18 protein-coding genes are annotated in these 25073 nt (G+C 69.4%); 2 read left to right on the top strand and 16 right to left on the bottom strand.

Annotated elements, in window-relative coordinates; translation table 11 throughout:
* Position 1: 1 nt before the first annotated feature.
* The 6 genes from ETAA1_RS14925 to ETAA1_RS14900 form a co-directional block, all read right to left on the bottom strand.
* Positions 2-1576 (bottom strand): sulfatase-like hydrolase/transferase, encoded by a 1575-nt coding sequence (locus ETAA1_RS14925; protein WP_202920908.1) that lies wholly within the window; start codon positions 1574-1576, stop codon positions 2-4.
* A gap of 26 nt (positions 1577-1602) precedes the next feature.
* Entirely contained in the window at positions 1603-2997 is a 1395-nt protein-coding gene (locus tag ETAA1_RS14920; RefSeq protein ID WP_145233609.1) for a transposase, read from the bottom strand.
* Positions 2998-3060: 63 nt separating this feature from the next.
* Positions 3061-3261 carry a sulfatase-like hydrolase/transferase gene (locus ETAA1_RS14915; protein WP_145239730.1) on the bottom strand — a complete coding sequence of 67 codons (201 nt, stop codon included), beginning with the start codon at positions 3259-3261 and terminating at the stop codon, positions 3061-3063.
* 13 nt (positions 3262-3274) lie between these two features.
* Positions 3275-4735, bottom strand: coding sequence for a sulfatase (locus ETAA1_RS14910; RefSeq protein ID WP_202920907.1), 1461 nt, complete (start codon positions 4733-4735; stop codon positions 3275-3277).
* 20 nt (positions 4736-4755) lie between these two features.
* On the bottom strand, positions 4756-6228 hold the full coding sequence (locus ETAA1_RS14905; protein ID WP_145239727.1) for a sulfatase: 1473 nt from the start codon (positions 6226-6228) through the stop codon (positions 4756-4758).
* A gap of 41 nt (positions 6229-6269) precedes the next feature.
* Positions 6270-7655 carry a serine hydrolase gene (locus ETAA1_RS14900; RefSeq protein WP_202920906.1) on the bottom strand — a complete coding sequence of 462 codons (1386 nt, stop codon included), beginning with the start codon at positions 7653-7655 and terminating at the stop codon, positions 6270-6272.
* A gap of 471 nt (positions 7656-8126) precedes the next feature.
* On the opposite strand from ETAA1_RS14900, the gene ETAA1_RS14895 reads away from it, so the two are divergent.
* Together ETAA1_RS14895 and ETAA1_RS14890 are read left to right on the top strand one after the other, a co-directional pair.
* The gene (locus tag ETAA1_RS14895; protein WP_145239721.1) at positions 8127-9644 is read left to right on the top strand and encodes an Lpg1974 family pore-forming outer membrane protein; all 1518 of its coding nucleotides are present in this window, start codon (positions 8127-8129) and stop codon (positions 9642-9644) included.
* Positions 9645-9773: 129 nt separating this feature from the next.
* Entirely contained in the window at positions 9774-11243 is a 1470-nt protein-coding gene (locus ETAA1_RS14890; protein ID WP_145239718.1) for a hypothetical protein, read from the top strand.
* A 121-nt stretch (positions 11244-11364) separates the two neighbouring features.
* On the opposite strand, the gene ETAA1_RS14885 is transcribed toward ETAA1_RS14890, so the two are convergent.
* The 10 genes from ETAA1_RS14885 to ETAA1_RS14840 all read right to left on the bottom strand — a co-directional run bounded on the left by ETAA1_RS14885 (position 11365) and on the right by ETAA1_RS14840 (position 25070).
* Positions 11365-12963, bottom strand: a complete 1599-nt coding sequence (locus tag ETAA1_RS14885) for an N-acyl-D-amino-acid deacylase family protein (protein ID WP_238389447.1) — start codon at positions 12961-12963, stop codon at positions 11365-11367.
* 25 nt (positions 12964-12988) lie between these two features.
* On the bottom strand, positions 12989-13222 hold the full coding sequence (locus ETAA1_RS14880; RefSeq protein ID WP_145239715.1) for a hypothetical protein: 234 nt from the start codon (positions 13220-13222) through the stop codon (positions 12989-12991).
* Between the two features lie 100 nt (positions 13223-13322).
* Positions 13323-16748: a protein translocase subunit SecD gene (gene secD / locus ETAA1_RS14875; protein WP_145239712.1), complete on the bottom strand. Its 3426-nt coding sequence runs from the start codon at positions 16746-16748 to the stop codon at positions 13323-13325.
* A gap of 72 nt (positions 16749-16820) precedes the next feature.
* Complete coding sequence (yajC, locus tag ETAA1_RS14870) at positions 16821-17150, bottom strand: preprotein translocase subunit YajC (protein WP_145239709.1); 330 nt, start codon at positions 17148-17150, stop codon at positions 16821-16823.
* 35 nt (positions 17151-17185) lie between these two features.
* On the bottom strand, positions 17186-18301 hold the full coding sequence (gene tgt, locus ETAA1_RS14865) for a tRNA guanosine(34) transglycosylase Tgt (protein ID WP_145239706.1): 1116 nt from the start codon (positions 18299-18301) through the stop codon (positions 17186-17188).
* A 45-nt stretch (positions 18302-18346) separates the two neighbouring features.
* Positions 18347-19735 carry a DNA-directed RNA polymerase subunit alpha C-terminal domain-containing protein gene (locus ETAA1_RS14860; RefSeq protein ID WP_238389446.1) on the bottom strand — a complete coding sequence of 463 codons (1389 nt, stop codon included), beginning with the start codon at positions 19733-19735 and terminating at the stop codon, positions 18347-18349.
* Between the two features lie 226 nt (positions 19736-19961).
* Positions 19962-21296, bottom strand: coding sequence for a sulfatase-like hydrolase/transferase (locus tag ETAA1_RS14855; protein WP_202920905.1), 1335 nt, complete (start codon positions 21294-21296; stop codon positions 19962-19964).
* A gap of 74 nt (positions 21297-21370) precedes the next feature.
* A complete protein-coding gene (gene surE, locus ETAA1_RS14850) occupies positions 21371-22141 on the bottom strand; it encodes a 5'/3'-nucleotidase SurE (protein ID WP_145239701.1) in 771 nt (256 codons plus the stop codon).
* Between the two features lie 31 nt (positions 22142-22172).
* Positions 22173-23252, bottom strand: a complete 1080-nt coding sequence (locus tag ETAA1_RS14845) for a class I SAM-dependent methyltransferase (protein ID WP_145239698.1) — start codon at positions 23250-23252, stop codon at positions 22173-22175.
* A 66-nt stretch (positions 23253-23318) separates the two neighbouring features.
* Positions 23319-25070, bottom strand: a complete 1752-nt coding sequence (locus ETAA1_RS14840; RefSeq protein WP_145239696.1) for a hypothetical protein — start codon at positions 25068-25070, stop codon at positions 23319-23321.
* Between the last annotated feature and the right edge of the window lie 3 nt (positions 25071-25073).

Genomic DNA, 25073 nt, shown 5'->3' with positions numbered 1-25073 from the left:
CTTACAACTTCCTCACCGTCACGAAGAACGCCCCGCACAAGTCCGTGCCCGCGGCGTCCGAGAACCAGGCCTTCAGCCGCGTCCGGCCCGCCGGTAGCGTCATTCGCACCGACACGCCGGTCGCCTTCGGGTCGGCGGGGCCTCCTTGCTTCGCGCCGGCGATCTCGACCGTGCCGCGTGCGATCGTCGGGAACGTGGCGGTCTTCGCCTTCGCCTTCGCCCCAACAGCTCCGACCGGCTCGTAGTCGTCGCGGAGCGCGGCCTTGGTCTGTGCCGGCCACCGGCGGAGGACGAATTCGTACTCGCCAGCTTCCTCCACCTTCACGTGCCATGTTCCGCCGGTCGGGCCGCCAACGGCCTGACGCACGTAGCCCGTGTTGTCCGCGTAGATGTTCTCCCAGTCGCCGCAGTTCATCTCCACCACAGGCTGCGGCTTCGCACCAAGGCTGATCGGCACGAAGTCGGTGATCGTCGGTTCCACCCCCTTCCACCAGTCCTCGTAATCGGCGCGGAGCCGCTGAACCACGTCCGGGTGTTTCGCCGCCAGATCGGTGGCTTGGGCGCGGTCCGCGTCGGTGTTGTACAGTTCGGCGCCCTTCACTAGCCGCCAGCGACCTCGGATCACGCACGCCTCGTGCTGCTTCGGCGTCTGCCCGTACTGCACCACCATCGTTCGCTCTGGGAGTTCCCTCACGCTGCCACGCAACAGCCCGGCGAGACTCACCCCCGAGTAGCGCAGGTCGGACTGTGCGCGAACCGGGACCGGGACACCGCAGAAGTCGCATAGCGTCGGCAGGATGTCGGTGTTCTGCGTCGGCGTGCTCACGTCGCGCGGTTCGCCCAGGTTCCCGGCCGGCCAGCGAACCCAGCACGGCACGCGGTGGCCGCCGTCGTAGTACGTCGTCTTGCCGGCTCGGAGGCCGGCGTTGAAGGTTGCAACACCTGCGGTGCCGCCGTTGTCGGTCATGAAGATGACGATCGTGTTGTCGCGCAACCCCTCGGCTGCGAGGAAGCGGTCGAGGTCGCCGAACCGCTTGTCAAGGTGGGCGATCATTCCAAAAAACCCGGCCGGGCCGCGGCCTTGGTACGGGCGGACGTACTCGTCCAGTTCCACAAACGGGGCGTGCGGGGCGTTCGTCGGCACGTAGCACAGGAACGGCTCGCCGCGGGCCTTGCGCTCCTTTATCCAGGCCGTCGCCGACTCGAACCAGAAGTCGGTGCAGTGCCCGCGGTAGCGCTTCTCGACGCCGTTGTGGAAGTAGCGGCCGTCGATTAGCGGCATGTCGAACTCGGGCGTGGAGTCGCGCTGGCCCCAGCCGAGGTGGTAGACGCTTTCCTGAAAACCCTTGTCGATCGGGCGGTGCGGGTAGTGGTCACCCAGGTGCCACTTGCCGAACAGGCCGGTCTTGTAGCCGGCCCGGCCGAAGAGTTCGGCTATCGTCGGGATGCCGGGGCGAAGGAAGGTGCGGCCGGCGGTGACCGAGGTGGCGCCGTTCCTCATGGCGGCGAGGCCTGTCATGAGCTGGCCGCGCGTCGGGGTACACATCGGGGCGACGTGGAAGTCCGTGAGTCGCACCGACCAGGCCATTCACGGTGTGAGACTCACGGATTCCGGCTGACTTTCGCCTGACGGGTCTTCTTCCCCTCGTCGAGCAACCGGGCCGTGGAAACATGTGGGCTCTTGTCCTTGATCCGTCGGGTCGCCGTCCTCGTCGGCTTCCGGGGCGGCGCTTTCTTGATCCTCCCAAGGTCGACCTTGCCCGCCCACTCGCGGAGGTGGCCGGCCAACTCCGGGCTGGGCATCGGACCGAACGCCTCCCATTCCGACGCGGGCAGGGCGATCATCATCCCCGCGTACACCATCGCCCACTCCAGCGCCAGGTAATACCCCGACACCTCCTCCTGCACCTTCTTCTCACCATGCACCGCCCGCAGGGCCGCCTTCAGTACGGCCAGCACGTTGTACGCGGCCACCGCCACGCAGAACCCGAACAGCGCGGCCCTGGGGTACCCCAGGGTGTTCACCTCACAGTTCAAGGCGACTGTCAACTCGTGGAAGGCCCCCTCGATCTTCCACCGCTTGAGGTAGATCTCGGCCACCTTCTTGGCCGGCACCTTCGCCGGCAGGTTGGTCAGGATCTCCACCTCCGCGTCCCCGTCCGCGGTCGGCGCCCGCAGCCGCACCCGCACCTGCCGCAGGCGCACCAACCGCGCCCCACCCCAGCAGACCCAGACCCGCCGCTCGCCCACCCAGCCCCGGTCCGTCGCGACCTCGGCCCCGTACCCGGCTTCGGCCTCGACGCTCAGGTTCCCGTGGCGTCGGATGACGACGTAGGCCCGCCGGGCGGCCACCTCACACAGGAACTCCGCCGTGCAGAAGTTGCGGTCCGCGACCCACACGTCCCGCTCCCGCACCAGCGGCACAATCTGGTCGATCAGCGCCCGCTCCTGGGTGTGGGCGTCCTCGCACGGGACGATGTCGGTGACCAGCATCAGGGCCGGGTCGAGCACGACCAAACTCTGCCCGGGCAAGGGGCCGGCGGTGTGCCCCCGGGTGACGCCCAGCCGCCGCTGGGTGGCGGCCAGGTGGTTGCCGTCGAGGACCCGCACCCGGTAGCCCGGCAGCAGGCTCTTGCACCCCCCGCCCAGCGCGGTGATCAGCCCCTCGCACCGGCCCGACACGTGCGCGACCAGCCCCGCGGACACGCCCGTCTCGATGTTCCGGAGCTTGTCGTAGACGCACTTGAGGGTGACCGGGACGCGGTCCCGCAGGTGCCGGTAGGCGGCCTGGACGTGGAGGGCCTTGCCGCCGACCACCAGGGTCATCAGATCGACCGTCGTGGAGAACAGCAACTCCCGGGTGTACCCGCGCTCGGCGGTCCGGTCGAACAGCGCGTCGAGGGCCGAGGCCGAGAGGGCGTGCTCGATGGTCGCCCGGGACATCACGCTGAGCGGGCTCTCCTCTAGGAACCGCTCGAAGACCCCACCGAACAGCATGGGCGCGCCCTCTCCCTGGCTTGGCCAAGTCCCTGCCAGCGGACGGCTTACGACCGGGATGCGTCACCGTGAATGGCCTGGTCGCACCGACTCACGAGCGAAGGCATCAAACGCCGGGGTCCGCAGGACGGGGTTGCCGGTGTACGAGAAGTCACCGAGTCCTTGGTCGTCGGTCATGACGATGACCACGTTCGGCCGAGCGGCCTGCGCTGCTGCCGGCGCGACGACCGCGACTGCGGCCGTGGCCGCGAGTACCCAGCGCATCGGTCCCTCCAGGTTATTTCGGCGGGGCGTTCGCCCGCCACCCGTCGGCCAGCCGCCGTGCCAGCCCAGCGACCGCGTCGCGGTGGGCCGGGTCGGCGGCCACGTTCCGGTCCTCGGCGGCGTCGGTGCGGTGGTCGTACAGCTCGCGCGCCACCACCTCGCCGCCGTCGCGCTTCCGCCACTCCACGTAGCGGTGCGTGTCGGTGCGCACCGCGTACCCCATCAGCGGCCCAACGCCCGGTCCGCCCGGCCGCGGGTACTGGCTGAACGCCGCCGCCTTCCACGGCTTCGCGGGGTCGTCCAGCAGTGGGGCGAAGCTGCTCCCTTCCACGCCCGCCGGCGCCGGGAGGCGGCACACGTCGGTGAGTGTCGGGTAGATGTCCACGAACTCGACGAGCCGGTCGCACGGCCGACCGGGGGCGCGCTGACCGGGCGCGCTCACAACGAGCGCCGCGCGCGTGGCCAACTCGTAGTTCGTGTGCTTGCACCACATGCCGTGATCGCCGAGGTGCCAGCCGTGGTCGCCCCAGAGGACGACGACGGTGTTGTCGGCGAAGCCGGATTCGCGGACCGCGTCCAACACGCGGCCGAGTTGGGCGTCCATGTAGCTGACGGCGGCGTAGTAGCCGTGCACGAGTCGGCGGGCGGTTGTCTCGGGAACAGGACCGCTCTTCGGAACACCGACGTAGGCGCGCAGCTCGCCGCCGAACTGCGGGGCGAACTTCGGCGCTCCGGCGGGCGGTTCGGCCGACGTGCTGACCGGCAGCCTCGCCGCGTCGTACAGGTCCCAGTACCGCTTGGGCGCGACAAACGGCAGGTGCGGCTTGGCGAACCCGACCGCGAGAAAGAACGGCTCGGCCTTCCCCTTCCGTTGCTTGAGAATCTCGATCGCCCGGTTCGCGGTCCACCCGTCGTTCAGGTCGCCGTCCGGAACTTCCGGCGCTTCGACCGGCAACCCGCGGACCTTCGTCACGTCGGCGTTTTCCGCCTTCGCTTTGGCCTTCGCGTCGGCGAGGACGCGCTGGCCGTCCGGGCCAAAGCCCTTCCCCTTCGTCGCCTCCCACGGCACCGACCACGAGCGTTCGTCGTTGTACCCCGGGTGGTAAATCTTGCCGACGCCGTGGACGTAGTAGCCGTTCTGCAAGAAATGTTGGGGCAGCGTCACCACGTCGGGCAGGGCGGTGCGGAAGTGCGTGACCAGGTCGTACACCTTCGTCGTGTCCGGCCGCCGGCCGGTGAGCAGCGACGACCGCGACGGGCTGCACACGGCCTGCTGACAGTACGCCCGGGTGAAAACGGTGCCGCGGCTGGCGAGTTGGTCGATGGCCGGGGTCTTGGCGTGCGGGTCGCCCGCGCAGGCGAGCGCCGGTCGGAGGTCGTCCACGGCGACAAACAACACGTTCGGCCGCACCAGCTGAGCGGCCACCGGGCCGGCCGCGGCTAGGCCGACGAGCACGAGCATGAGGCGATGCATGGCGTGTACCTCCTCGGGGCTTAGCGCTTGGCCGGCGGCGTGTTCGGCGGAAACCGACCGTGCAGCGCCCGCCTTACAGCGGCCGCTTCGCGATTGTCCTTTACGGCCTCGTAACGGTTCACGCGCTCATGTGGGTCGCTGGAGTGGTCGTACCACTCGGACGCGATGACACGTCCGGTCGTCCAGTCCCGCCACTCGGTGTAGCGGCCGTGGTCGGTCCGGGCGCTGACGCCCATCGCCTCGGGGACGCCGGCCGCAGTGCGATCGTAGTAAGCCGGCCGCGGGTGCTGGGTGAACGCGACCGCCTTCCCCACACGCGTCGGGTTGGCCAACAGCGGCGCGAACGAAGTGCCGTCGAGTTCCTGCGGCGCGTCCAACCCAGTGAGCCCGGTCAGGGTCGGGTACAAGTCCACCAGCTCGACCAACCCACTGGCGGTGCGCCCGGCTGACGTCATGTTCGGCGTCGCGACGATGAGCGGGACGCGGGCGTCGAGCTCGTAACACGAAGTCTTACCCCACAGCGAGTGCTCGCCGAGGTGGTAGCCGTGGTCGGAGAGGAACACGACGATCGTGCGGCCCGTCAGCCCGTTGTCGGCTAGCGCCTGCAGTACCTTGCCGACCTGGGCGTCGAGGTAGCTCACGTTGGCGAGGTAGCCGTGACGCATCTCCGCGGCCTGAGCCGCGGTCGGGGTGAACCGGGCCGGTGGGATGCCGAGGATTTCACGGCCGTCGTGTAGCGCGACGTCCGGGCCGCCGACGGGGCGCGCCGGGTTGTACCCCGGCACCTCCGGGGAGTGGTACACGTCCCAGTATCGCTTCGGGGCATTGAACGGGGCGTGCGGCTTCCAGAACCCGACCGCCAGGAAGAACAGTTTGTCCTTCACCTCGCCGATCACCCGTACGGCCTCGGCGGCGACTCGGCCGTCGTAGTAGGCTTCGTCCGGCACGTCGCGGCGTTCACAGAGCGGCACCGAACCGTACTGCCGCGGGAACGCACCCGCGACGTTCGGCGGCAACACGCCGCGTACCTGCGGCGCGTCGTCCCCGTGGTTCGCGTAGTGGAGGAACTCGTCGGCCGACCACGAGCGGCGGTCGCCCTTCTGGGTCGTGTGCCAGTTGTGGAAGACCTTCCCGACGCACCGCGCCTCGTACCCGTTGCGAAGGAACAGCTGAGGTAGCGTCAGCACGTCCGGGTTCCGCTCGCGGAAGTGCATGCCGTTCGACCACAGTTGGAGCGTGTCGGGCCGGCGGCCGGTGAGGAGCGACGAGCGCGACGGGTTGCAAACCGCCTGCTGACAGTACGCCCGGTCGAACCGCACGCCGCGGGCGGCCAGGGCGTCCAGGTTCGGCGTACGGGCCGCGGCGCCGTAGCAGCCGAGGTCGCAGCGGAGGTCGTCCGCCATCACGAACAGGACATTCAACCGGGCGGGTTGGGCGCCGGCCGGGGCGGCGGACACGAGCAACGCCGCAACAGCCAGGATGAGGCGGGACACGGGGGCCGTCCTCAGGAGGTGCAGCAAAGTGTAGGTTGGCGTCACGGCCGATGAAAGACGACGTTCACGAATCGCAGCGCCGCCACGCCTCGACCCGCGTCGGCCGCAAACTCCACCAGTCGGTCGGCATGGTAGCCGTCGGTGACGCGAAACGTGTCGCCGTCCCAGTGTTCCAGTGGACAGCGGAAGCTGCTCCACGTCATCGTCAGCCGGCCGGCCGCGACGGCCACCGTCGCGGTGCCGAAGGCGGGGTCGACATATTCCCCCGCGTAGCGCTCCAGCGGCAGCGTCGCCTTGCGGTCCGGTTCGCGGGCGGCGTTGCGGGCCGCTGTCGCCGCGCGCTTCGCCGCGTCGGCGTCGGCCACCACCTTCCGGAAGAAGCCGTTCCAGTCGCGCGGCGAAAGCCCGCAGTAGCGGTCGATCAGCGTGTTGGTGACGGCCTGGTTCATCCGCGTCTCGTGCAGGTTGTTCAGCACCGCGATGCCGAGCTTCTCGTCGGGCAGGAACGTGATCTGCGCGCGGACGCCGTCGATCAGGCCGCCGTGGGCCATCACCCGCTTGCCGCGGTGGTCGGCGACGATCCAGCCGAGGCCGTAGCCGAGCTTCTCGGTGTCCGGGTTCATGGCGCGGGCCGCCCCCTCCAGCGGGATTGTGTTCTGCGACCGGATCAGTTCCGCGAACGTGTCCACTCGAACGAGCCGTTTGCCCCCCGGGGCGACGCCGCCGGCGACGAGCATCCGCAAGAACGCGGACAAGTCGCGCGCTGAGGCGTGGACGGAGCCGGCCGGGTTCGGCTCCGGCATCGGGTACGCCGGCGTCGGCTCGGCCGCCCCCCCCTTCCCTGGCCGGTGCCCCGTCGTCGCGTCCGCCGGCAGCCCGTTCGACGTGAATGCGACGCCGCTCATGCCGATCGGGTCGGTGACGCGGGCCTTGAGTAGTTGCTCCCACGGCCGGCCGCCGGCGGTCGCGGCGACGCGGCCGGCGGCCATGTACATCAGGCTCGAATACTGGAAGCCGCCACGGAACGGGTACTCGGGCGGTAGCTTTCCGATCTTCCCGAGAAGGGCATCGATACCCCACGGGGAGCGGTACCACAGCAGGTCATTACCGCCGACACCGGTGCGGTGGCTCAGCAGGTCGCGGACGGTTACCCCAGCGTCGGCCCGCGGGTCGGCGAGGCGGAAGTCGGGCAGGTGCTTCCGCACCGGGTCGTCCCACGTCAACCTCCCCTCGTCGACCAGCGTGGCGAGTAACAGCGAGGTGAACGGCTTCGTACACGAGGCCAGCGGGAACGCCGTGTCCGCGGTCACCGGCTCGGGCCGCCCGACGTGCCGCCGGCCGTAGGCGCTCAGCACCACGACCTCGTCGCCGCGGACCACGGCGAGTGCCGCCCCGGGCACGCCCCAGGCCTTGAGGGCGTCGGCCATCAGCCGATCAACCTCCGCACCGGGCAAGTCGGCGGCGCGACCCACCGTGGGAACGGCAGCGACGACACAAGCGACGACAGCCGCACGGCTCAAGCTCATCTCGACGACTCCGATCCCGGGTTCGGCCCACCTATGCTACGCGCCGAGCGGCCGACGCGTTGGCCAGTTCCCCCAGCCCTCGTGACCTACCGGCGGGGGTGCCACGACGCCACTTCGCCGGTCGGCGGCGGCCCCCCCAGCTTCGCGCGGCGCGGCGAAAAACCTACGAAATCCGGCCTGAAATGCGGTTTCGGGGCGGTTCTCGGCTTGACCGGGGTTGGCGGCCCGTTATCGTCCCCGCGAACTTTCCGCCACCGAGCGCGAATGTGAACCAGGGGACCGCCCGCGGACTCGTCCGCGGGTGGGGCCGGGGAGTGGGTTGGGGAGCCCGCCCCGGGCACGTCGTCCACGAGGCGAAGGGGGAAGTGGGTTATGCGCCAGTGGTTCATCAAGGGAGCGGTCCTCGCGGCCGCGCTGGGTGGTACCGGACGGGCGTATGCCCAGGACGGCCCCCCCGACAGCCCACTCGACTTCCTCGAATCGACGTACACCGCCCGCGGCCAGGCGCCGGCGAACGTCGGATTCGATGCCGGGCTGAATACCGAGCCGACGTTGCCGATCCCGACCGGGGCGGCCGGGTCGCCCGGGTTCTACGCGTCGGCCGAGTACGTCATGCTCACCCAGACCCGCACGCTGGGCGACCAGGTGGTCGCCTACCGCGGGCTGATCGACTCGACCGGCCTACTGTCCGGCAACGCCGGGACGTACATCGGCCAGGGGGTCGAGGCGCTGAACACCAACCAGCTCGGCCGTACCACCTACACGCCCGGCTTCCAGGTCGAGCTGGGGTATCGGTTCGAGGACGGCACCCGGCTGTACGGCAACTACATGCAGCTGTTCGACGCCCACTACTCGGCGAGCGCGTCGCTCGTGGCCGAGGGCTTCCAGGCCGGGCCGAACCTGGTGAACAGCTTCCTGGTGTCGCCGGTCTACAACTTCAACCCGCAGTACTCCGGCCCGGCCTCCAAGCTGGTGCAGGACCTGCCGGGCGTCGGCTCGCGGACGGTGACGCAGTTCGTCATCACCGGGGCCACGGTCACGGTGACGCAGCCGCCGCCGCTGTCGAACGCCCCGCCGATCATCACGACCACGCCGACCGTCGGCACCATCCAGGTGTCGGTGCCGGCCAACCAGATCATCGTGACCCGGCCGACGCAGATCGGCAACGTCACGGCGGTGAACGGTAACACCGGGGCGCTGCTGTCCAGCACGCCGGTCATCGTCAACCAGCCGCAGGGCGTCGCCGGCGGCAACCCGGGGTTCAACGCCTACGGCATCTGGAACGGTGCCAGCGTCATGGACATGAAGTTCACCCAGCGGTACCAGCAGGCCGAGATCGGCGCCCGCATCCCGGTCTTCCAGACCGACTACAGCCGGGTGTACGGCATCGCCGGCGTCAAGTTCGGCTGGTTCTTCGAGCGGTTCAACTGGCGGACGGTCAGCTACGACATCAACGGCGTCGCCCGCGAGGTGGACCAGGCGTTCTACACCAACACGCTGTCGCAGCGGCTGTACGGCCCGATGGTCGGGGCCGGGCACGAGATCTTCGTGTCCAACCAGTTCTCGCTCAGCTGCGACCTGACCGCGGCGATGCTCCTCGGCGTCATCAAGGAGCGGACGACGTACGAGCTGGGCGACAAGAGCAACCGCGCCAAGCGGAGCAACAACGAGTGGGCGCTGGTGCCGAACGCCAACGCCAACCTGAACCTGTGGTGGTACCCGGTCGAGGGGGTGCAGGTGCGGGTGGGGTACAACGCCCTCACCTACTTCAACACCCAGCGGATGGAGGAGCCCGTCAGCTTCAACGTCGGGGCCATCGACCCGAAGTACGACACCCAGTGGTTCCGCCTCCTGCACGGGGTGAACGTCGGGGTCGGGCTGTTCTTCTAGTCGGCGGGCGACGCCCCGACTCCCCACACCCCGGCCGGGCGCGGCCGGGGTGCTCTTGTTGACGCTGGAGCGAGCCACCCGTATTACGGACTAATGGCCCGCCCGCCGCGGACTACCCGGGAACCGGCCGTGACCTCGTCCATCTTCCTGGCCTTCGACCTCCCCAACGCCGCCACCTGGTTCTATTTCTCGCTCCTGCTCACCGTCGCGCTGTTCTTCGGCTTCACCCGCCCCTTCTCGACCCGCAACCTCGACCTGCTCACGCTATTCCTGCTGGTACCCGGCTTCCTCCTTCTGCAGGAGGTGCAGTCGCTGAGGTCCGCGGTGACCACGGGCGAGGCGGTGCGGCTGGAATTCCTCGCAGGGCTCGCCGGCCGCTGCGCGGAGGGCGTGGTCGGTAGCCCCGAGTTCGTGGACGCCGCCCTCCGCCTGTCGGACGCGACTTTTACGACCGAAGCCCTGCGGGTGCGGGCCGACCGGGAGCAAGTACTGGCCTACGCGTGGCTGATGGCCGGGTCGGCTTACTGGTTCGGGCGGGCACTCCTGGACCTGGCACTCGTCCGCCGCCCGCCGGTGACGCCCAATCTGACGACGGCCGGGATGGCGTGGCTCGGCCTGATGCTGTTTGCTTGCATGGTCGCCGTCGCCGTGAACCGGACCGGCGAGCCGGTGGTAAGGGGCCCGGTCGGAATGCGGCCGTTCCCGATTACGCAGTTTCAGGACGGGGCGGTCGCGGTCGTGCAGCAAACGCAAGCCGGCCCGGGTCAGGCAACGCCGGCCGAGTTGCGGTTCTGGGTGAATCGCGGGCTGGCGATGGCGTGTCACGCCGCGATCGTGGTCGCACTCGTGATGACCGGCCTGCGGCACTTCCAGGATACGGCCTGCGGCATTGGCCTGGGTACGCTCTACCTACTTGTGCCGTACACGGCGTTCCACGTTGCGCAGTTCCATCTGGTGTGGCCGGCTGCGTTCGTGTCTTGGGCCGTGTTCGCGTACCGCCGCCCGGCCCTGAGCGGCTGGCTGCTCGGGCTGGCAGCCGGGAGCTCGTTCGTGCCGTTGTTCCTCTTCCCACTCTGGGCCGGATTCTACGCCGGCCGCGGGCTCGATCGGTTCACAGGCTGGTTCCTGACGGCGCTCGGCGTCAGCCTCGGCATCACAGCCGCACTGCTGTGGTGGGACGGCTGGCTGGGGACCGGGCTGAGCTGGCAGGGAATGTCCGACTGGCTGCCGTGGCGGCGGCCGACGAGCGAGAGCCTGTGGACCGGCGTCCACGGGGCGTACCGGCTGCCAATCTTCGTTGTGTACGTCGGGTTCGTGGTCGCCGTGGCGTTCTGGCCGTCGCCGAAAACACTTGCGCACCTCGTGGCGCTGTCCGCGGCGGTGCTGCTGGGGGTGCAATTCTGGCACGCCGACCGCGGCGGGGTGTACGTGCTGTGGTATCTGCCGCTGATACTGCTGATGGTGTTCCGCCCGAACACCGCCGGACTAGCGCCGCCACTCGTGGAGCCCGGCAGCGGTTTGTTCGCGTGGGCCGGCGCGGCGTGGCGCCGCGTGCGATCCGGACGGGCGTCGGGCGAAACGAAGGAACTCGCGGTTTGAGACCGGGTCGGGGTGCGGCTCGATTCCAATGTTGATTTGTCTGGTTGGATCCGAGTCGTCTGGCGAGCCCCAAGGGCGGCCGCCAAACACCATATGCCCCGTCCCAGGGACGAACGTTTTCCTACTTGCGATTGAAGCGGAGGACGCGGCCGGAGAGTACAACGGGGTCGAAGCGTCCGTCGGCGACGACGGGCCTGCCGTTGACGAACACCCACTTCACGCCCGTCGCGTACTGGTGTGGCCGGTCGAACGTGGCGGTATCGCGGTAGGTGGCGGGGTCGAGGACGACCACGTCGGCGAAACTGCCCGCCTTCAGGTAGCCGCGGTCCGTCAACTTGAGGATGTCCGCCGGGAGGCCGGTCGCGCTGCGTACCGCCAGCTCGACCGGCAGCAGTTTCTCCTCGATGGCGTAGCGGCCGATCTTGCGCGGGAACGTGCCGTAGCTGCGAGGGTGCGGCACGGTGTTGCCGGGGCGGTGGGTGCTGCCGTCGCTGGCCGTGGCCACCCACGGCTGCCGCATGTAGACGCGCACGTCTTCCTCGCTCATGCCGAAGTTCACGACCTGCGCCCCGCCGTTCCGCTCGATTTCCAACACGATGTCGATCGGCTCCTTCCCCTCGGCGTCAGCGACGGCGTCGAGCTTCTTCCCCTGCCACGTCGGCTTCGGGGTGTAGCGGGCGATCTGAATCCGGGCACCACCGGCCCGTCCGTCCAGCGCCGCGGCGATGTCTTTCGTCATCTGCGGGCCGACCACGGGGTCGTCGAGCCGCTTCACGAAGTCCCTCTGCGTGCCCTCGCGGTAGCGAGTCGGCACGACCGTGGCCCGGAGTGAGGTGCTGCTGGCGATATAGGGGTACTGGTCGGCCGTGACCGCGAGGCCCTTGCGGCGGGCGCCTTCGATGAGGGCGACGGCCGCGGCCGACTTGCCCCACACGGCCGGGCCGCTGGCCTTGATGTGCGAGACGTGGACGCGACAGCCGCCTTCGCGGCCGATCCGCATGGCCTCCTCGATGGCTTCGAGCAGGCCGCCACCCTCGTTACGGATGTGACTCGCGTAGAGCCCGCCGTGCCGGCCGACGACACGAGCCAGCGCGACAATCTCCTCGGTGCGGGCGTAGGTGCCGGGATTGTAGATCAGCCCCGTCGCCAGTCCGACGGCCCCGTCGGTGAGTGCCTTCTCGACGAGTTCCTCCATTTGCTTCAGTTCGTCGGCCGTGGGGGCGCGGTTCTGGTTGCCCATGACCTTGTCGCGGACGCTGTTGTGCGGAGCCTGGTGGACGACGTTCGTGCCGACGCCGCCGGCTTCGAGCTTGGCGAAGTACGCGGCCGTGTCCACGGGGCCCGAGCCGCAGTTTCCCGTGACGACCGTCGTCACACCCTGCGTCACGTAGTTCTGGTTCGGGCGGCCCGCAGCGTCGGTGAGGGCGGGGCTGCCGGTGTCGCAGTGGGTGTGAAGGTCGATAAACCCGGGGCAGACGAAGAGGCCGGCGGCGTCGATGACGGTGGCGCCGTCGATCTTCCCGACCGCACCGACGGCCGCAACGCGGTCGCCTTTGATGTGTACGTCCGCCTTGACGCCAGGGGTGCCGCTGCCGTCGTAGATTGTGCCGCCGCGGAGAATGACGTTGGTGTCCTGTGCCTGTTGCCCGACGGCGACTTGCCGGGGTCCGGGCATGACCGCAACAACGGCGACGATTACGACAGGTGCGACGCGAATCATGGTGGAGGCTCGTGTCGTGTGTAGATCACAGTTGGTCGGCGGAGGAGAGCTGGACCCGAGCACCGCCCGGCACGTAAGTCATCTCCTGGTGCGCGTGAGCGCTGGACGCCACGGGCGACGTCATCGGCGTGATCGCGGCCGAGACGACTGGAGTGTGCAGGACGACGGCGTGATCGCCGGCCGGCGCCCGGTCCGAAGGGACGGTGACGGTCGTACCCTCGGCCGCGGTGACGACGCCGGACGTTTCGGTCCTCGACATGGCAGCCTCCTTTGCGGATGATACCCCGCGCGCGACAGGGGGGAAACGCGAAACGCCCGCGGGATTACCCGCGGGCGTTCGGCGTGGATGCGGTCGCGGGTCAGCCCTCGACCACTTCCTCCTCCTTAGGCTTACCGTCGTCGGTCTTCTCGACCACTTCCTCGGGAGCCAACTCGTGGTGCCCCTCGCCGAAGATCAGGAGTAGCGGCGCGGCCACGAAGATCGAACTGTACGTGCCGACCATCACCCCGATCACCATCACGAACGAGAACAGGTGCACCCCCTCGCCGCCGAAGACGTACAGCACGCCCACCACCAAGAACACCGTCAGGCTCGCCAGCACCGTGCGACTCAGCGTCTGGTTCACGCTGTCGTTGATAATCTGCGGCGTCAGTTTCGGGTTCTTGCCGCGCACCTCGCGGATGCGGTCGAACACCACGATCGTGTCGTTCACCGAGTACCCGACCAGCGTCAGCAGCGCGGCCACCGCCGGCAGGTCGATCTTGAAGTCTTCCAACCCCAGCAACCGGCCGAGGGCCGTGTCGTGCACGTAGTGGCACGCGGCGATGATGCCGAGCGTGAAGCACAAGTCGTGAATCAGGCACAGCACGGCGGCTGCGCCGAACGTCCAGTTGCCGAAGCGGAACCACAGGTAGAGCAGGATCGCCGCCCAGCTGGCGAGGATGGCGTAGAACGCCTTCGACCGCGTCTCCGTGGCCAACTGACTGTCGAACACCTCAAGCCGCTCCGGTTCCGGCCGCGTCTCCAAGGCTGTCTCCACGACAGTCAGCATGCGCACCAGCGACGCCGCCTCGGATTCAGCCTGCTTGGCGTCCACCGCGGTTGCGGACACGACCGTTGCCGGGCCGCCCGCGACCGCCGCTCCGGCGGCGCCGGTCGCCGCGCCGACCGCAGCGCGGCCCTTCAGCGAGGCGAAGTTTGTGTTCTTCGACACGTCCAGCCGCATCGTCCTGAACCGGCCGTCCTCGGCGTCGCCGACGCCCTTCAGGTCGAAGGTGAAGCCGGCCGGGTCGGTCAGGTTCTCGGCCCGGAACCGCTGCTCGAGCAAGTCCTTGATCCGGCTCGGCGACGTGGGCACGTCGAACCGCAGGTCTACAACCGGGCCGGTGACGACGGGGACCAACATGTCCGGGCTGGCGACGAGAGCCTGGCCCTTCTCGTCGCGGAGGAGGCGGTCGATGCTCGCCTGTACCAATTCCTTCTGCCGTTCAGTCGTGCGGACGGTGAAGTAGCGACTTCTTCCGTCGGCAAAGTTGTCGCCGCTGAGGAACATCTGCTCGACCGACACGTCGGGCAGGTGCGACGCCCGCTCGCGAACGTCCTTCTCCATATCCTCGGCGGTGGCGCCCTTCGGCTTTTCCGTCAGCGCCACCGTCGTCTTGGCGCCGTCGCCGTAGACGATGTCGAAGATGTACACACCGAGCGCGTTGATGTCGCCGCCGGCGGCCGGCTTGTTCTCCCACCGCACGTCTTTGACGGCGAGCTTTGCCTGAACGTTGGCCGGGTCGGTCAGCAGTTCGCGGAACCCTTGCTGGCCGCCGACGTTGCTTAGCGCCCGCTCCTCGCCGTCCTTTAGTTTCCCGGCGTAGACCGTGCCGCCGCGGAAGTCCACGTTCAACCCCTGGTCACCGCGGGCGAGGAACAACGCCAACCCGGCAACCGTCAGAGCCGACGTGACGGTGAAAAAGATGAACCGGTACTTCATCGGGTCGAAGTTCGGCCGCTCGAACAGCCGCATCATGCGGAGTTCGGTCACCCACCGCTTGTGGAGCCAGAAGTCGAAGATGAGGCGAGTCATGTACAGCGACGTGAACAGGCTGATGATGAGCCCGACCGTCAGGCTGATGGCGAAGCCCTTGAGATTCTCGTTGCCGAAAACGTACAGCACGATGGCGGTGAAGATGCTAGCCATGTGCGTGTCGATGATCGTCGGGAAGGCCCGCTCGTAGCCGTTGCGGATGGCGGTGGCGAGGTTCGCCCCCTTGCCGCGCTCCTCGCGCAGCCGCTCGTAGATGAGGACGTTCGCGTCCACCGCCATGCCCAGCATGAGCACCACGCCGGCGAGCCCGGCCAGGGTGAACGCGGCGTTCACCGACACCATGAACCCCAGCGTCAGGAGCAGGTTCGCCAACAGGGCGACGCAGGCGACCGTGCCGGCGAAACGGTAGTAGATGACCATGAACACCATGACCGTGAGGAACGACAGGCCGACGGCCATCGTCCCCTTCTTGATCGTGTCGGCGCCGAGGGTCGGCCCGATGGTGTTCTCGCTGACCGGCTTCTCACGCAACTGGGCGTTCAAGGCACCGTTGCGGAGGATCATGACGAGCCGGTCCACGCTCTTCTTGTCGAACCGGCCGCTGATCTGCCCCTGCGTCGTGATGACGGCGTTGAGCGTCGGGGCGCTCACGACCTTCTGGTCGAGAACGATTGCCAGGCTGCGGATGTTGTTCCCCTGCGGCTTGTTCCGCTCGGTCATCCGGCCGAACGCCTGCCCGCCGGCCCCGTTGAAGCGGAAGCCGACCGCGGGGTTGAACTTCTGATCGGTTTCCGAGAACGCGCTGAGTGACACGTCTCCCTCGACCTTAACGTTGTCGATCGGCGACACGCGGGTGAGGAGGTAGTACTCATACTTCTTGGGGTTGAATTCGGCGCCCTTACCCTCGGCCTCCAACTTCGCCTTGTCGGCGGCCTCTTGCTCCAACGCGGCGGGGTTCTTCACCTCGCGGCTGTAGAGGAGCATCGAGTAGGTCTTCCCCTCGTTGCCGCCGGTGTGGAGGTACGTCTTCCCCTCCGCACGGGCTTTCGACATGTCCGTCCAGAGCTTCGAGTTCCCCTCGGCGGCGTTATTGAGGTTAAGCGACTCGCGCTCCTCCGGGCCGAGTTCGGTCCACAGGTAACGGACCTTGTGGGCCTTGTCCGACTCGGCCTTTACGTCGAACTCACCCTCGGGCGGCGGCGGCGGAGTGCCGCGAACGGCCCAATCGCCGCGCACTTCGGGGCTGGCGGACTCGATCAGGCCGCGGGCGGCGATGATGCCGGCGCTGTCGTCGTGGTCGTTGGCGAGGATGCGGAACTCGAGCACGCCCATCTGCGACACGAGCCGCTTGATCTCCTCGATGTCCTCGGCCGACAGGTTGGCGCGGCTGCCGCTCGTCGCCCCGCCGGTCGGCAGGATGATCTCCACGCGACTGTTGCCGAGCGGGCGGACCGTCACGTTCTTCAAGTCGGCGGGGTCGATGCGGCGCTTGATCTGGTGGGCCAGTTTCGTCATGTCCTCGCTGGACAGGCCCGGGGCGTCGGTCTTCGCGGCGGCCGGGCCGCCCTCGGCCTTGGCCGCCTGACTCAGTTCGCGAGTCCGCTCGAGGTTGACCTCGTAAACGAGGATGGTGCCGCCGGCGAGGTCGATGCCGAGCCGGTACTTGTCCGGCTGGAACGCGTACACCCCCGCCAGAAGGCAGGGGACCAGGCAGATCAGCAGCCCGCGCAGGAAGTTGCGTTGCATGGCGTCCGCTACCACGTGAGGGCGGCCCGGTGCGTCCGGCGTCCGCCGTTCGTAAGACCCTGGTTCGACCGGCTACTTCGCCGCCTCGGCCTCGTCGGTGCCGATCACCGCCTGGACCGCACTCCGCTTCACCCTCAGCCGGGCGTCCTCGGACCGGATGACAATCTCGTCGTCCCCGTCCTTGAGCGTCACGACCGTGCCGACAATCCCCGACCCCGTCAGCACCTTGCTGCCGCGCTTCAGGCCGGCGAGCATCTTCTCCTGTTCCTTCTTCTGCCGGCGGCCGGCCGGGATGATGACCACCACCCAGAACAGGACCATCAGTCCGACGATAAACATCGGGAGGAACGGGTTCGGGGCGCCTTCGCCGCCGGCCGCCTGCGCGAACAGGGTGCTGCTCATCCGGGAAACCGCTCCGGTCTGCGTAAGCCGAACCCTCAATCTATGGACCGCCCCTCCCACCGGGCAAGCCGCCCGGCTCGGAACGCTTCGAACCGCCCCCCGCGGATCGCCTCGCGGGCCGAAGCCATCAACCGGAGGTAGTACGAGACGTTGTGCAGGCTCAGCAGCGTCGGGCCGAGCATCTCGTCGGCCGCGAACAGGTGGTGCAGGTACGCCCGGCTGAACGTCGTGCAGCAGTCGCAGGGGCAACCGGACTCGACGGGGGCGGTATCTCGCCTGTGCTTGGCGTTTCGCAGGCGGATTGGGCCGTCGTCGGTGAAGGCGAGTGCGTTTCGGCCGTTGCGGGTCGGCATCACGCAGTCGAACATGTCGATGCCCGCGGCGACGCCGGCGAGCAAGTCTTCGGGCCGGCCGACGCCCATAAGGTAGCGCGGCTTCGCGTCCGGCAGCAGGACCGCGCACGCCGGCAGGGCCGCGTGCATCGCCTCCGGGCCCTCGCCGACGCTGAACCCGCCGAGGGCGTAGCCGGGGAAGTCCATCGCCACTAGCTCGCGGGCGCACTCCTCGCGCAGGGCCAAGTTCGTGCCGCCCTGAACGATGGCGAACTGGCTCTGATCCGCCCGCGTGTGGTGGGTCTTGCAGCGCTCGGCCCACAGGATCGAGCGGCGGACGGCGGTACGGATCACGTCGTCCGGTGCGGCGCCGGGCGGGCACTGGTCCAGCACCATGGCGATGTCGGAACCCAGGTTCTGCTGAATCTCGACGGCTCGCTCGGGCGTGAGTTCGAGCGGCGAGCCGTCGATGTGGCTGCGGAAGGTGGCGCCGCGGTCGGTGATCTTCACCTGCGTGGCGAGGCTGAACACCTGGAAGCCGCCGGAGTCGGTGAGGATCGGCCGGTCCCACGCCATGAACCGGTGGAGGCCGCCGAGCTCCGCGACGAGGGTGTCGCCGGGGCGTAGCGCGAGGTGGTAGGTGTTGCCGAGGATGATCTGCACGCCCGCGCGGCGGACCATGTCCGGGGTCAACCCCTTAACTGTCGCCTGGGTGCCGACGGGCATGAACACCGGCGTCTCGACCCGGCCGTGCGGCAAGGTCAGGACGCCGGCGCGGGCGGCGCCGTCGCGGTGTTGAACGGTAAATGTGAGTGCCATGACGAGTGAAAGCCCGGGGACAGCCGTCCCCGGGCTTTCAAATGCTCAGTCCCCGCGGAGCTTGAGGTTGTAGCCCCGCAGCTTCTCTCGTACCTCGGTCAGCGACGTCTGGCCGAAGTTCTTCGCCTCCAGCAGTTCGTCGGCGGTGCGCTGACACAGGTCGCCGAGCGTCGTCAGGTTCAGCCGGTTCATACACTTGCGGGCGCGGACCGACAGGTTCAGGTCGCTCACCGGCTTGCTCAGGACCGCTTGCTCCTCGGGGCTCAGGTTCTGCTGGTGGTGCCGCGGGCCGCGGAACTCGTACTGCACGCCCTGCTCCAGCGACTGCCCGATCCGCAGCCCCTTCGCCACCATCACCGCCTTGATCTCGTCCAGAGACGTCTCGCCGAAGTTCTTGCTCGCCAGCAGCTGCGCCTCGGTCACGCGGGTCAGGTCGCCCAGGGTGCGGAGGTTCATCCGCTTCAGGCAGTTCCGGCTGCGGACGCTCAACTCGAAGTCGGTGATCGGCACCTCCAGCACCTGCCGGAACTGCACCGACATCTGCTCCTCGCCCGGGTCGTAGCCCTGCGTCAGCGACGCCTCGGCGTCCTTCACGAACAGCTTGGCCCGCTCGTCGGTCGGGTCGGCCTTCGCCAGCCGGCGGTAGCAGTCGGCGGCCTTGTCGTAGAGGTCGTTGTCCTCGTACAGGACGCCGAGGTTGTACAGCACGCCCTTGCCGATCGGCGGGTACTTCAGGCACCGCTCGTAGTAGCCGATCGCCTCGCCGTCGTTCCCTTGTAGGTCGTTCAGGAAGCCGAGGCGGAACAGGGCGCCGGCGTGGCGCGGCTCCAGCTCCACCGACCGCTCGTACATCTTCGCGGCCCGCGGCACGTCGCCCTCGGCCTCGGCGACGCCGCCCTCCTGGTGGTAGTACTCGGCGTTGTGCGCCGCCGCGTCCTTCAGCTTCACCAGGATCGCCTTGGCGGCGCCGGTCTCGCCCTGGAGCCGCAGGGCGCCGGCCTTCTGCAGCTGCACCTGCTGCGCGGAATACCCCGTCTTCTCGGCCCGCTCGAAGGCGGCGAGCGCCTCGGCGTACTCGTGCCGGGCCACGTGCGCCTGCCCGAGGTAGAACGCGGCCAGCGGCCCCTCCGACTTCTGGAGGTGCTCCACGGCGGCGGTCATGTACCCGAGGAAGTAGTGGGCCACGCCCAGCTTCAGGTGAATCTTCTTCTGCTGCGGCGGGGCGGCGACTGCGAGCCGCTTGTTCAGGATGTCCACCACCTCGCGGAGGTGCTGGACCTGACGGCCGCCCTGGGCCAGCCCCTCGCGGAGCTTGGACACCATGCCGCCCTCGAAGTCCTCGCGCTCAACCAACAGGGCGCGCAGGTCGATGAGTTGTTCCGTCACGTACAACCCCACGGGATCGGGCCGGGCCTTGCCGCGTGTCGGCTTCACGCGAGGGCCGGCCGGTAACGTGCGTGCCGAAGGGAGGAACTATACGGGCCACCCGGGCGGTGGACAAGTGGAGGTCACCCGTGACGGTCGGATCGAAATCAATGTTTCCGGCCGAGGGGGGTCGATTCCCGGAACCATGTCACCGACTCATAAAAAAGTTGGTTCGTTCCAGCTCCGGCCACGACGTTCGGCGTAAAACCCTCATTCGAATCGGGTTCCGCCGCAGTCACTTGAGCAACGGGTCGGCCCAGGCACGTTGCTCAGCACTCAGCCGGTCCGTCATCTCCCGGAGCGCCGCGGCGTGGGCCGGGTCGGTGCTCAGGTCACGTAGCTCGTCTGGGTCAGCGTGCAGGTCGAAGAGCTGCGTGCGGCCGATCTTCGGGTAGCGGATCAACTTCCAGCGTTCCGTGCGCACGCTGCGCTGTACGTCGCGGTACGCGCCGAACACTACTTCTCGCACGCCCACCTGTCGACCGGCAATCACACCCGTGAGGCTGCGCCCGTCCACGCCGGCGGGTGGCGCAACGCCGAACCACTCGCACGCGGTCGGGAACAGATCGAACAGGTACACGAACGCCGCCGACCGACTGCCGGCGGGGATGCCGGGGCCGGTCATCAGCAGCGGCGCCTTCGTGCTGTGCTCGTAGAGGTTCTGCTTCCCCAACAGGCCGTGCGAGCCGAGGGCCAGCCCGTGGTCGCTGGCGAAGATCACGATTGTGTTCCGCAGGCAGCCGCGGCGCTCCAGCGCCTCGTAAACGCGCCCCACTTGCGCGTCGACGGACTCGATCATGGCGTAGTACGCGGCCAGCTCGCGGCGCACGTCGGGCTCGCTGCGCGGCCACCCGAGCAGCGCCTCGTCGCGGATCTTCAGCTCGCCGTTGTCGAACGGGTGGCGTCCCAGGAAGTTCCGCGGCAGCGGCAGCGTCGCCGGGTCGTAGCGTGCCTCCCAGCCGGCAGGCGGCGTCCGCGGGTCGTGCGGGCTCGTCAGCGTCAGGTACAGGAAGAACGGCTTGTTGCCGCGGTAGTCGGTCAGGAAGCGGACCGCCGCGTCGCCGAACTGCGTGGTCGAGTAGCCGCCGTCGGTGCGGAGGTTCGTCTTTGGATAGGCGCCGCTCGGGTCGAACGGGTGTGCCGGCACCTTGTTCTGGTCGCTCATGCCGCCGAAGAACACGGGGCCGCCGGCGTCGAAGCTGCGGGCGTAGCTCGCTGTCCCGTTGTGCCACTTGCCGACGCCGAAGGTGTGGTAGCCCGCGCGGCGGAACGTCTCGGGCCACGTCGGCAGGTCGCGGAGCTGGTCGTTCACGCGGAACAGCGAGCGGCCGGTCAGGAACATGGCCCGGCTCGGCACGCACACGGCGGGCTGCGTCGAGCCCATGCAGTAGGCGTTCGTGAAGGCGACGCCGTCGCGCGCCATGCGGTCGAGGGCGGGCGTGCGGATGTGGCGGTTGCCGAGGGCGGCGATCGTGTCGGCGCGCTGGTCGTCGGAGCAGATGAAGACGAGGTTCGGGGCCGCCGCGACGGGGGAAGCGGCGAGGAGGAGAGCGAGGAGGGCGCGGGACATGGGAAGGGCTCCCTCGGTCCGCCGCATGCGGCTTAGCGGCGTCGACGCCGCTAAGCCGCAAGCGGCGGAACCAATCACGTCAGTTCCAACCCCCACCCTTGCAGCTCGGCGAGGCGGGCGTGGTCGGTCAGGTCGAACTTCAGCGGCGTCACCGTGACGTACCCCTCGGCCAGGGCCGTCACGTCGGTGTCGGGGTGCGGGTCGGCGCAGCGGAACTCGGGGTCGGCCCAGAAGTAGGTGCGGCCGCGCGGGTTCACCCGGCGGTCGAACTTCTCCTGGTACGGCGAGACGTTCTGCGGCAGCACCTTGATGCCGCGCACCGGGCCGCGCTCCAGCACCGGCAGGTTCACGTTGAACAAGCTGCCGGCGGCGGGGTTCCGCGCCAGAATCTGCTCGATGACGCGGCGGGCGAGGCGGGCGCCGCCGGCGAAGTCTTCAATCTTCTTGTCGTACTCCAGCGACACGGCGATGGCCGTGCGGCGGAAGAACGCCCCCTCCACGGCCGCGGCCACGGTGCCGGAGTAGAGCACGTTGATGCCGGCGTTCGAGCCGGCGTTCATGCCCGAAATGATCACGTCCGGCGGGTCCGGCAGCAGCTCCAGCAGCGCGAGCTTGACGCAGTCGGCGGGGCGGCCCTCGACCGCCCAGCCGATGAAGGTGGTGCCGTCGTCCTCGAACACCTCACTGACGAGGAGCGGGTTGAGGAGCGTGACCGAGTGCCCGGCGGCGCTCTGCTCGGTGGCGGGGGCGACGACGGTCACGTCGCCGAGGTGCTTCAACTCGTTCCGCAACGCCCGCAGGCCGGGGGCGTAGATGCCGTCGTCGTTGGTCAGCAGAATCCGCATGCCCCTATTCAACGGATTCGACCGGCTCGTGTCAGCAGCGGTCGAGGCGGAGCATCAGCCGCTCGGCGTCCGCCGCCCACGGGAACACGGCGATGAGCTTCGGCCGGAACCCGACGGCCTCGGCCACGCGCAGGAAGTGGTCGCGGTTGACGCGCATCTCGCCGCGGTGGCCGGCGCCGCGGGCGACCAGCGGCGACACGATCACGTCCGCGATCACCGCCCCCCGCGGCCCCAGCAGGCGGGCGCACTCGGCCAGCAGGAGGGCCGACTCGTCCACGAACGTGTGGGTGAAGACGCTGAAGAAGATCGCCAGGTCGAACGGGCCGGCGGCGGTCGGGAACGGCACCGTGGTCATGCCGCCGACGTCGAAGTGGAAGTTCGGCCGGCGGTAGGTGCGGCGGCAGAACTCGACCGCCTCCCGGCCGATGTCCGTGCCGTAGTACGCCCCGCGGTCGGACAGGTAGCCCTCCAGCGCCATCGCCATCTGGCCGGTGCCGCAGCCGACGTCCAGCACCCGGGAGTCGGGCGTCAGCCCCTGCTCGACCAGCATGCCGCGCCGCGCCGCGCTGGACCGGGCGTACTCCTCGCGCGAGTGGTAGGCGCCCACCACCCACCACGAGTTCGTTTCCAGGTCGGCGGTGCGAAAGACGTGGTGGTAGTCGATGTCGGTGGCGCGCGCGAAGGCGACGTGGACGGCGGCCGATTCGGTCGGCCCGTCGGCGACGGGGCTCCCGCCTGCAGTCACGTCCCAGGTGAGTGTGTAGTCGCCCGGCGCGGCGGGGGGCGTGACGGCGACCGGGACGTCGGCCCAGTCACCGGGCAAGAGGGTCGCCGGCAGCGCGGTCGTCACCGCCGGGCCGGCCGGCTTCTCGGTCAGCCCCACCCACTGGTGCCGCAGTGCGACCGCGCCCGGTCCGGAACGCGGCCACGACCGGCGCGAGTGGTTCTCCAGCCGGACCACCCACTCGCCGGGCACGCCGGTTTCGGCCACCCCGCGGGCGAGCCGGAGCGACAGCCGGCCGACGCCGACCGGCTCGGCCGAGGCGGCCAGCGCCCAACGCACGCGACGCAACAGACGGCCGACCGGCGTGGAGCGGAGGAGTTGGCGCATGGAACGGCCTCGGGTACGGACCCGTGTGGAGTACCTTCCGGGCCGCCGCGGTGTCAATCCGAACGTTCACCGTGGGCGGGACAGCAGTTCGATCGCGTCCACGCGGAAGGTCGTGCCGGGCTCGAACAGGTCGAGCCGGAGGACGTCCGTCTCGCGGTCGATGAGCACGATCGACGGGGCCGAGCCGGGGTGAAGGTCGAGCGCGTCCACGATCCCGTAGCCGGGGGCCGGGGGGATGCGGCCGTCCCGGTCCCAGCTCACGACGCTCCGCGCGAACGTCCCGCCCGGCCGCTCGGCGACGTAGGTCAGCCGCACCGCGTAGACGTGCCGTCGGGTGGGGAGTTGGAACACCACGCCGCCGCGCTGGCCGGTCACGCGGTAGCCGGCGGCGTCGCCGGTCACCCCGTCGACGCGCGCCACCCGGACGGGCACCGCCTCGACCGTCAGCGCGGCGTCGGGCGTGAGGCCGTCGAACGGTGGCACCCGGTGCGTGCGGAGCGTGTCGAGCCAGACGCGCCGCCCGTCCGGCTCGCCGGGAAAGAGCCACGGGTTGCGGTCGGCGACGATGCCGACGGGGAGCCCGATCTTCGCCTCGTGCTCGACGCGCTTCAGCCGGGCGGAGTGGAACTCGGCGACGCCGGCTGCGAACCGGGCGTTCGGAATCGCGAGGGCTGCGGCAACTACGGCAACGGCGGCGGGGATGAACCTCATGCGGCCGTACCACACCCAGGCGAAATAGGCGGCGACGAGGCCGGGGGTAAAGAGGGTGACGTAGCGCGCGGCGAACACGCCGCGCGGGTGGCCGCTGCGGCCGTAACTGATGCCGACCGCCAGCCCGGCGATCCCCGCCAGGAGCGCGAGCAGGGCCAGCGCCCGGTCGCGCTCCGCCGGCGCCGCCCGCACGACGCGGAACAGCATCACGGCGGTGGCGAGGAGAAACACCGTCGTCAGCACGCCGGCGGCGGTGACGCCCTCGTACGCCTCGCCGTGCGGCAGGTACGCCGCGGCGCCGAACCCGAACCCCGGCAGGTTCACCAGCCCGGAGAGGAACGCCCCGACGCTCCCGGCCGGCCGCGGAACCCGATTCAGCCCGACGAACGTGGCGACCACGACTCCCGCCGCGGCGATCCCGCCGACGATAGCGATGCCCGCCGCCGCGCGAGCAGAGCCGATGTTCCGGGCGCCGACGACGACGAGCAGACCGGCCAGCGCGACCCCAGGCGGCGCCCCGTTCGCCCCGCACAGCGGCAGCGCGGCGGCGACCGCGGCGAGGGCGATGAACCGCCCCGGTGAGACGATCGACCCCGGCCACGCGACCAGCGTCAGCGCCGCCAGCACGAGGGCCGTCGAGAGGACGAACTGGACCTGAAAGCCCCACAGCAGGTTGTCGAAGTGTTGCGTGCCGAGGAGGAGTAGCGGCACGGCGACGTCGCTGACCGCGAACCGCCCGCGGCGCGCGCGCAGCGCCGTCATCACGGCGGCCGTCGCGGCGGCGAGTAGCACGACGTTGAGGGCCAGAGGGGCGCGGAAGTCGGTGCCGGCGAGCGTCACCGCGGCGACGTACAGCACTCGCGGCAGCGGGATGCGGTGCTCGTTGTGCTGGGCCCAGTAGTCGGCCGCTGTGGCGCAACCGAACAGGTAATGGAAGTACGCGTACTCGTCGTGGAACGGCGTCCGGGAGCTGTACGTCGCCACGAACGCGACGAGTGCGACGAGGCAGCCGACGGCGGCGAGCGGGACGAACCAGGCCGCGACCGGGCGTGGGGGCGGCGAGAAGACGAGGCGCGGGGCGAGCGACCGCAACCGGGTGGCGAGCAAGGT

This window comes from Urbifossiella limnaea, from assembly GCF_007747215.1.
In the GTDB taxonomy this organism is placed as follows: Bacteria; Planctomycetota; Planctomycetia; order Gemmatales; family Gemmataceae; genus Urbifossiella; species Urbifossiella limnaea.
This window is presented reverse-complemented; position numbering and strand designations above follow the sequence as displayed.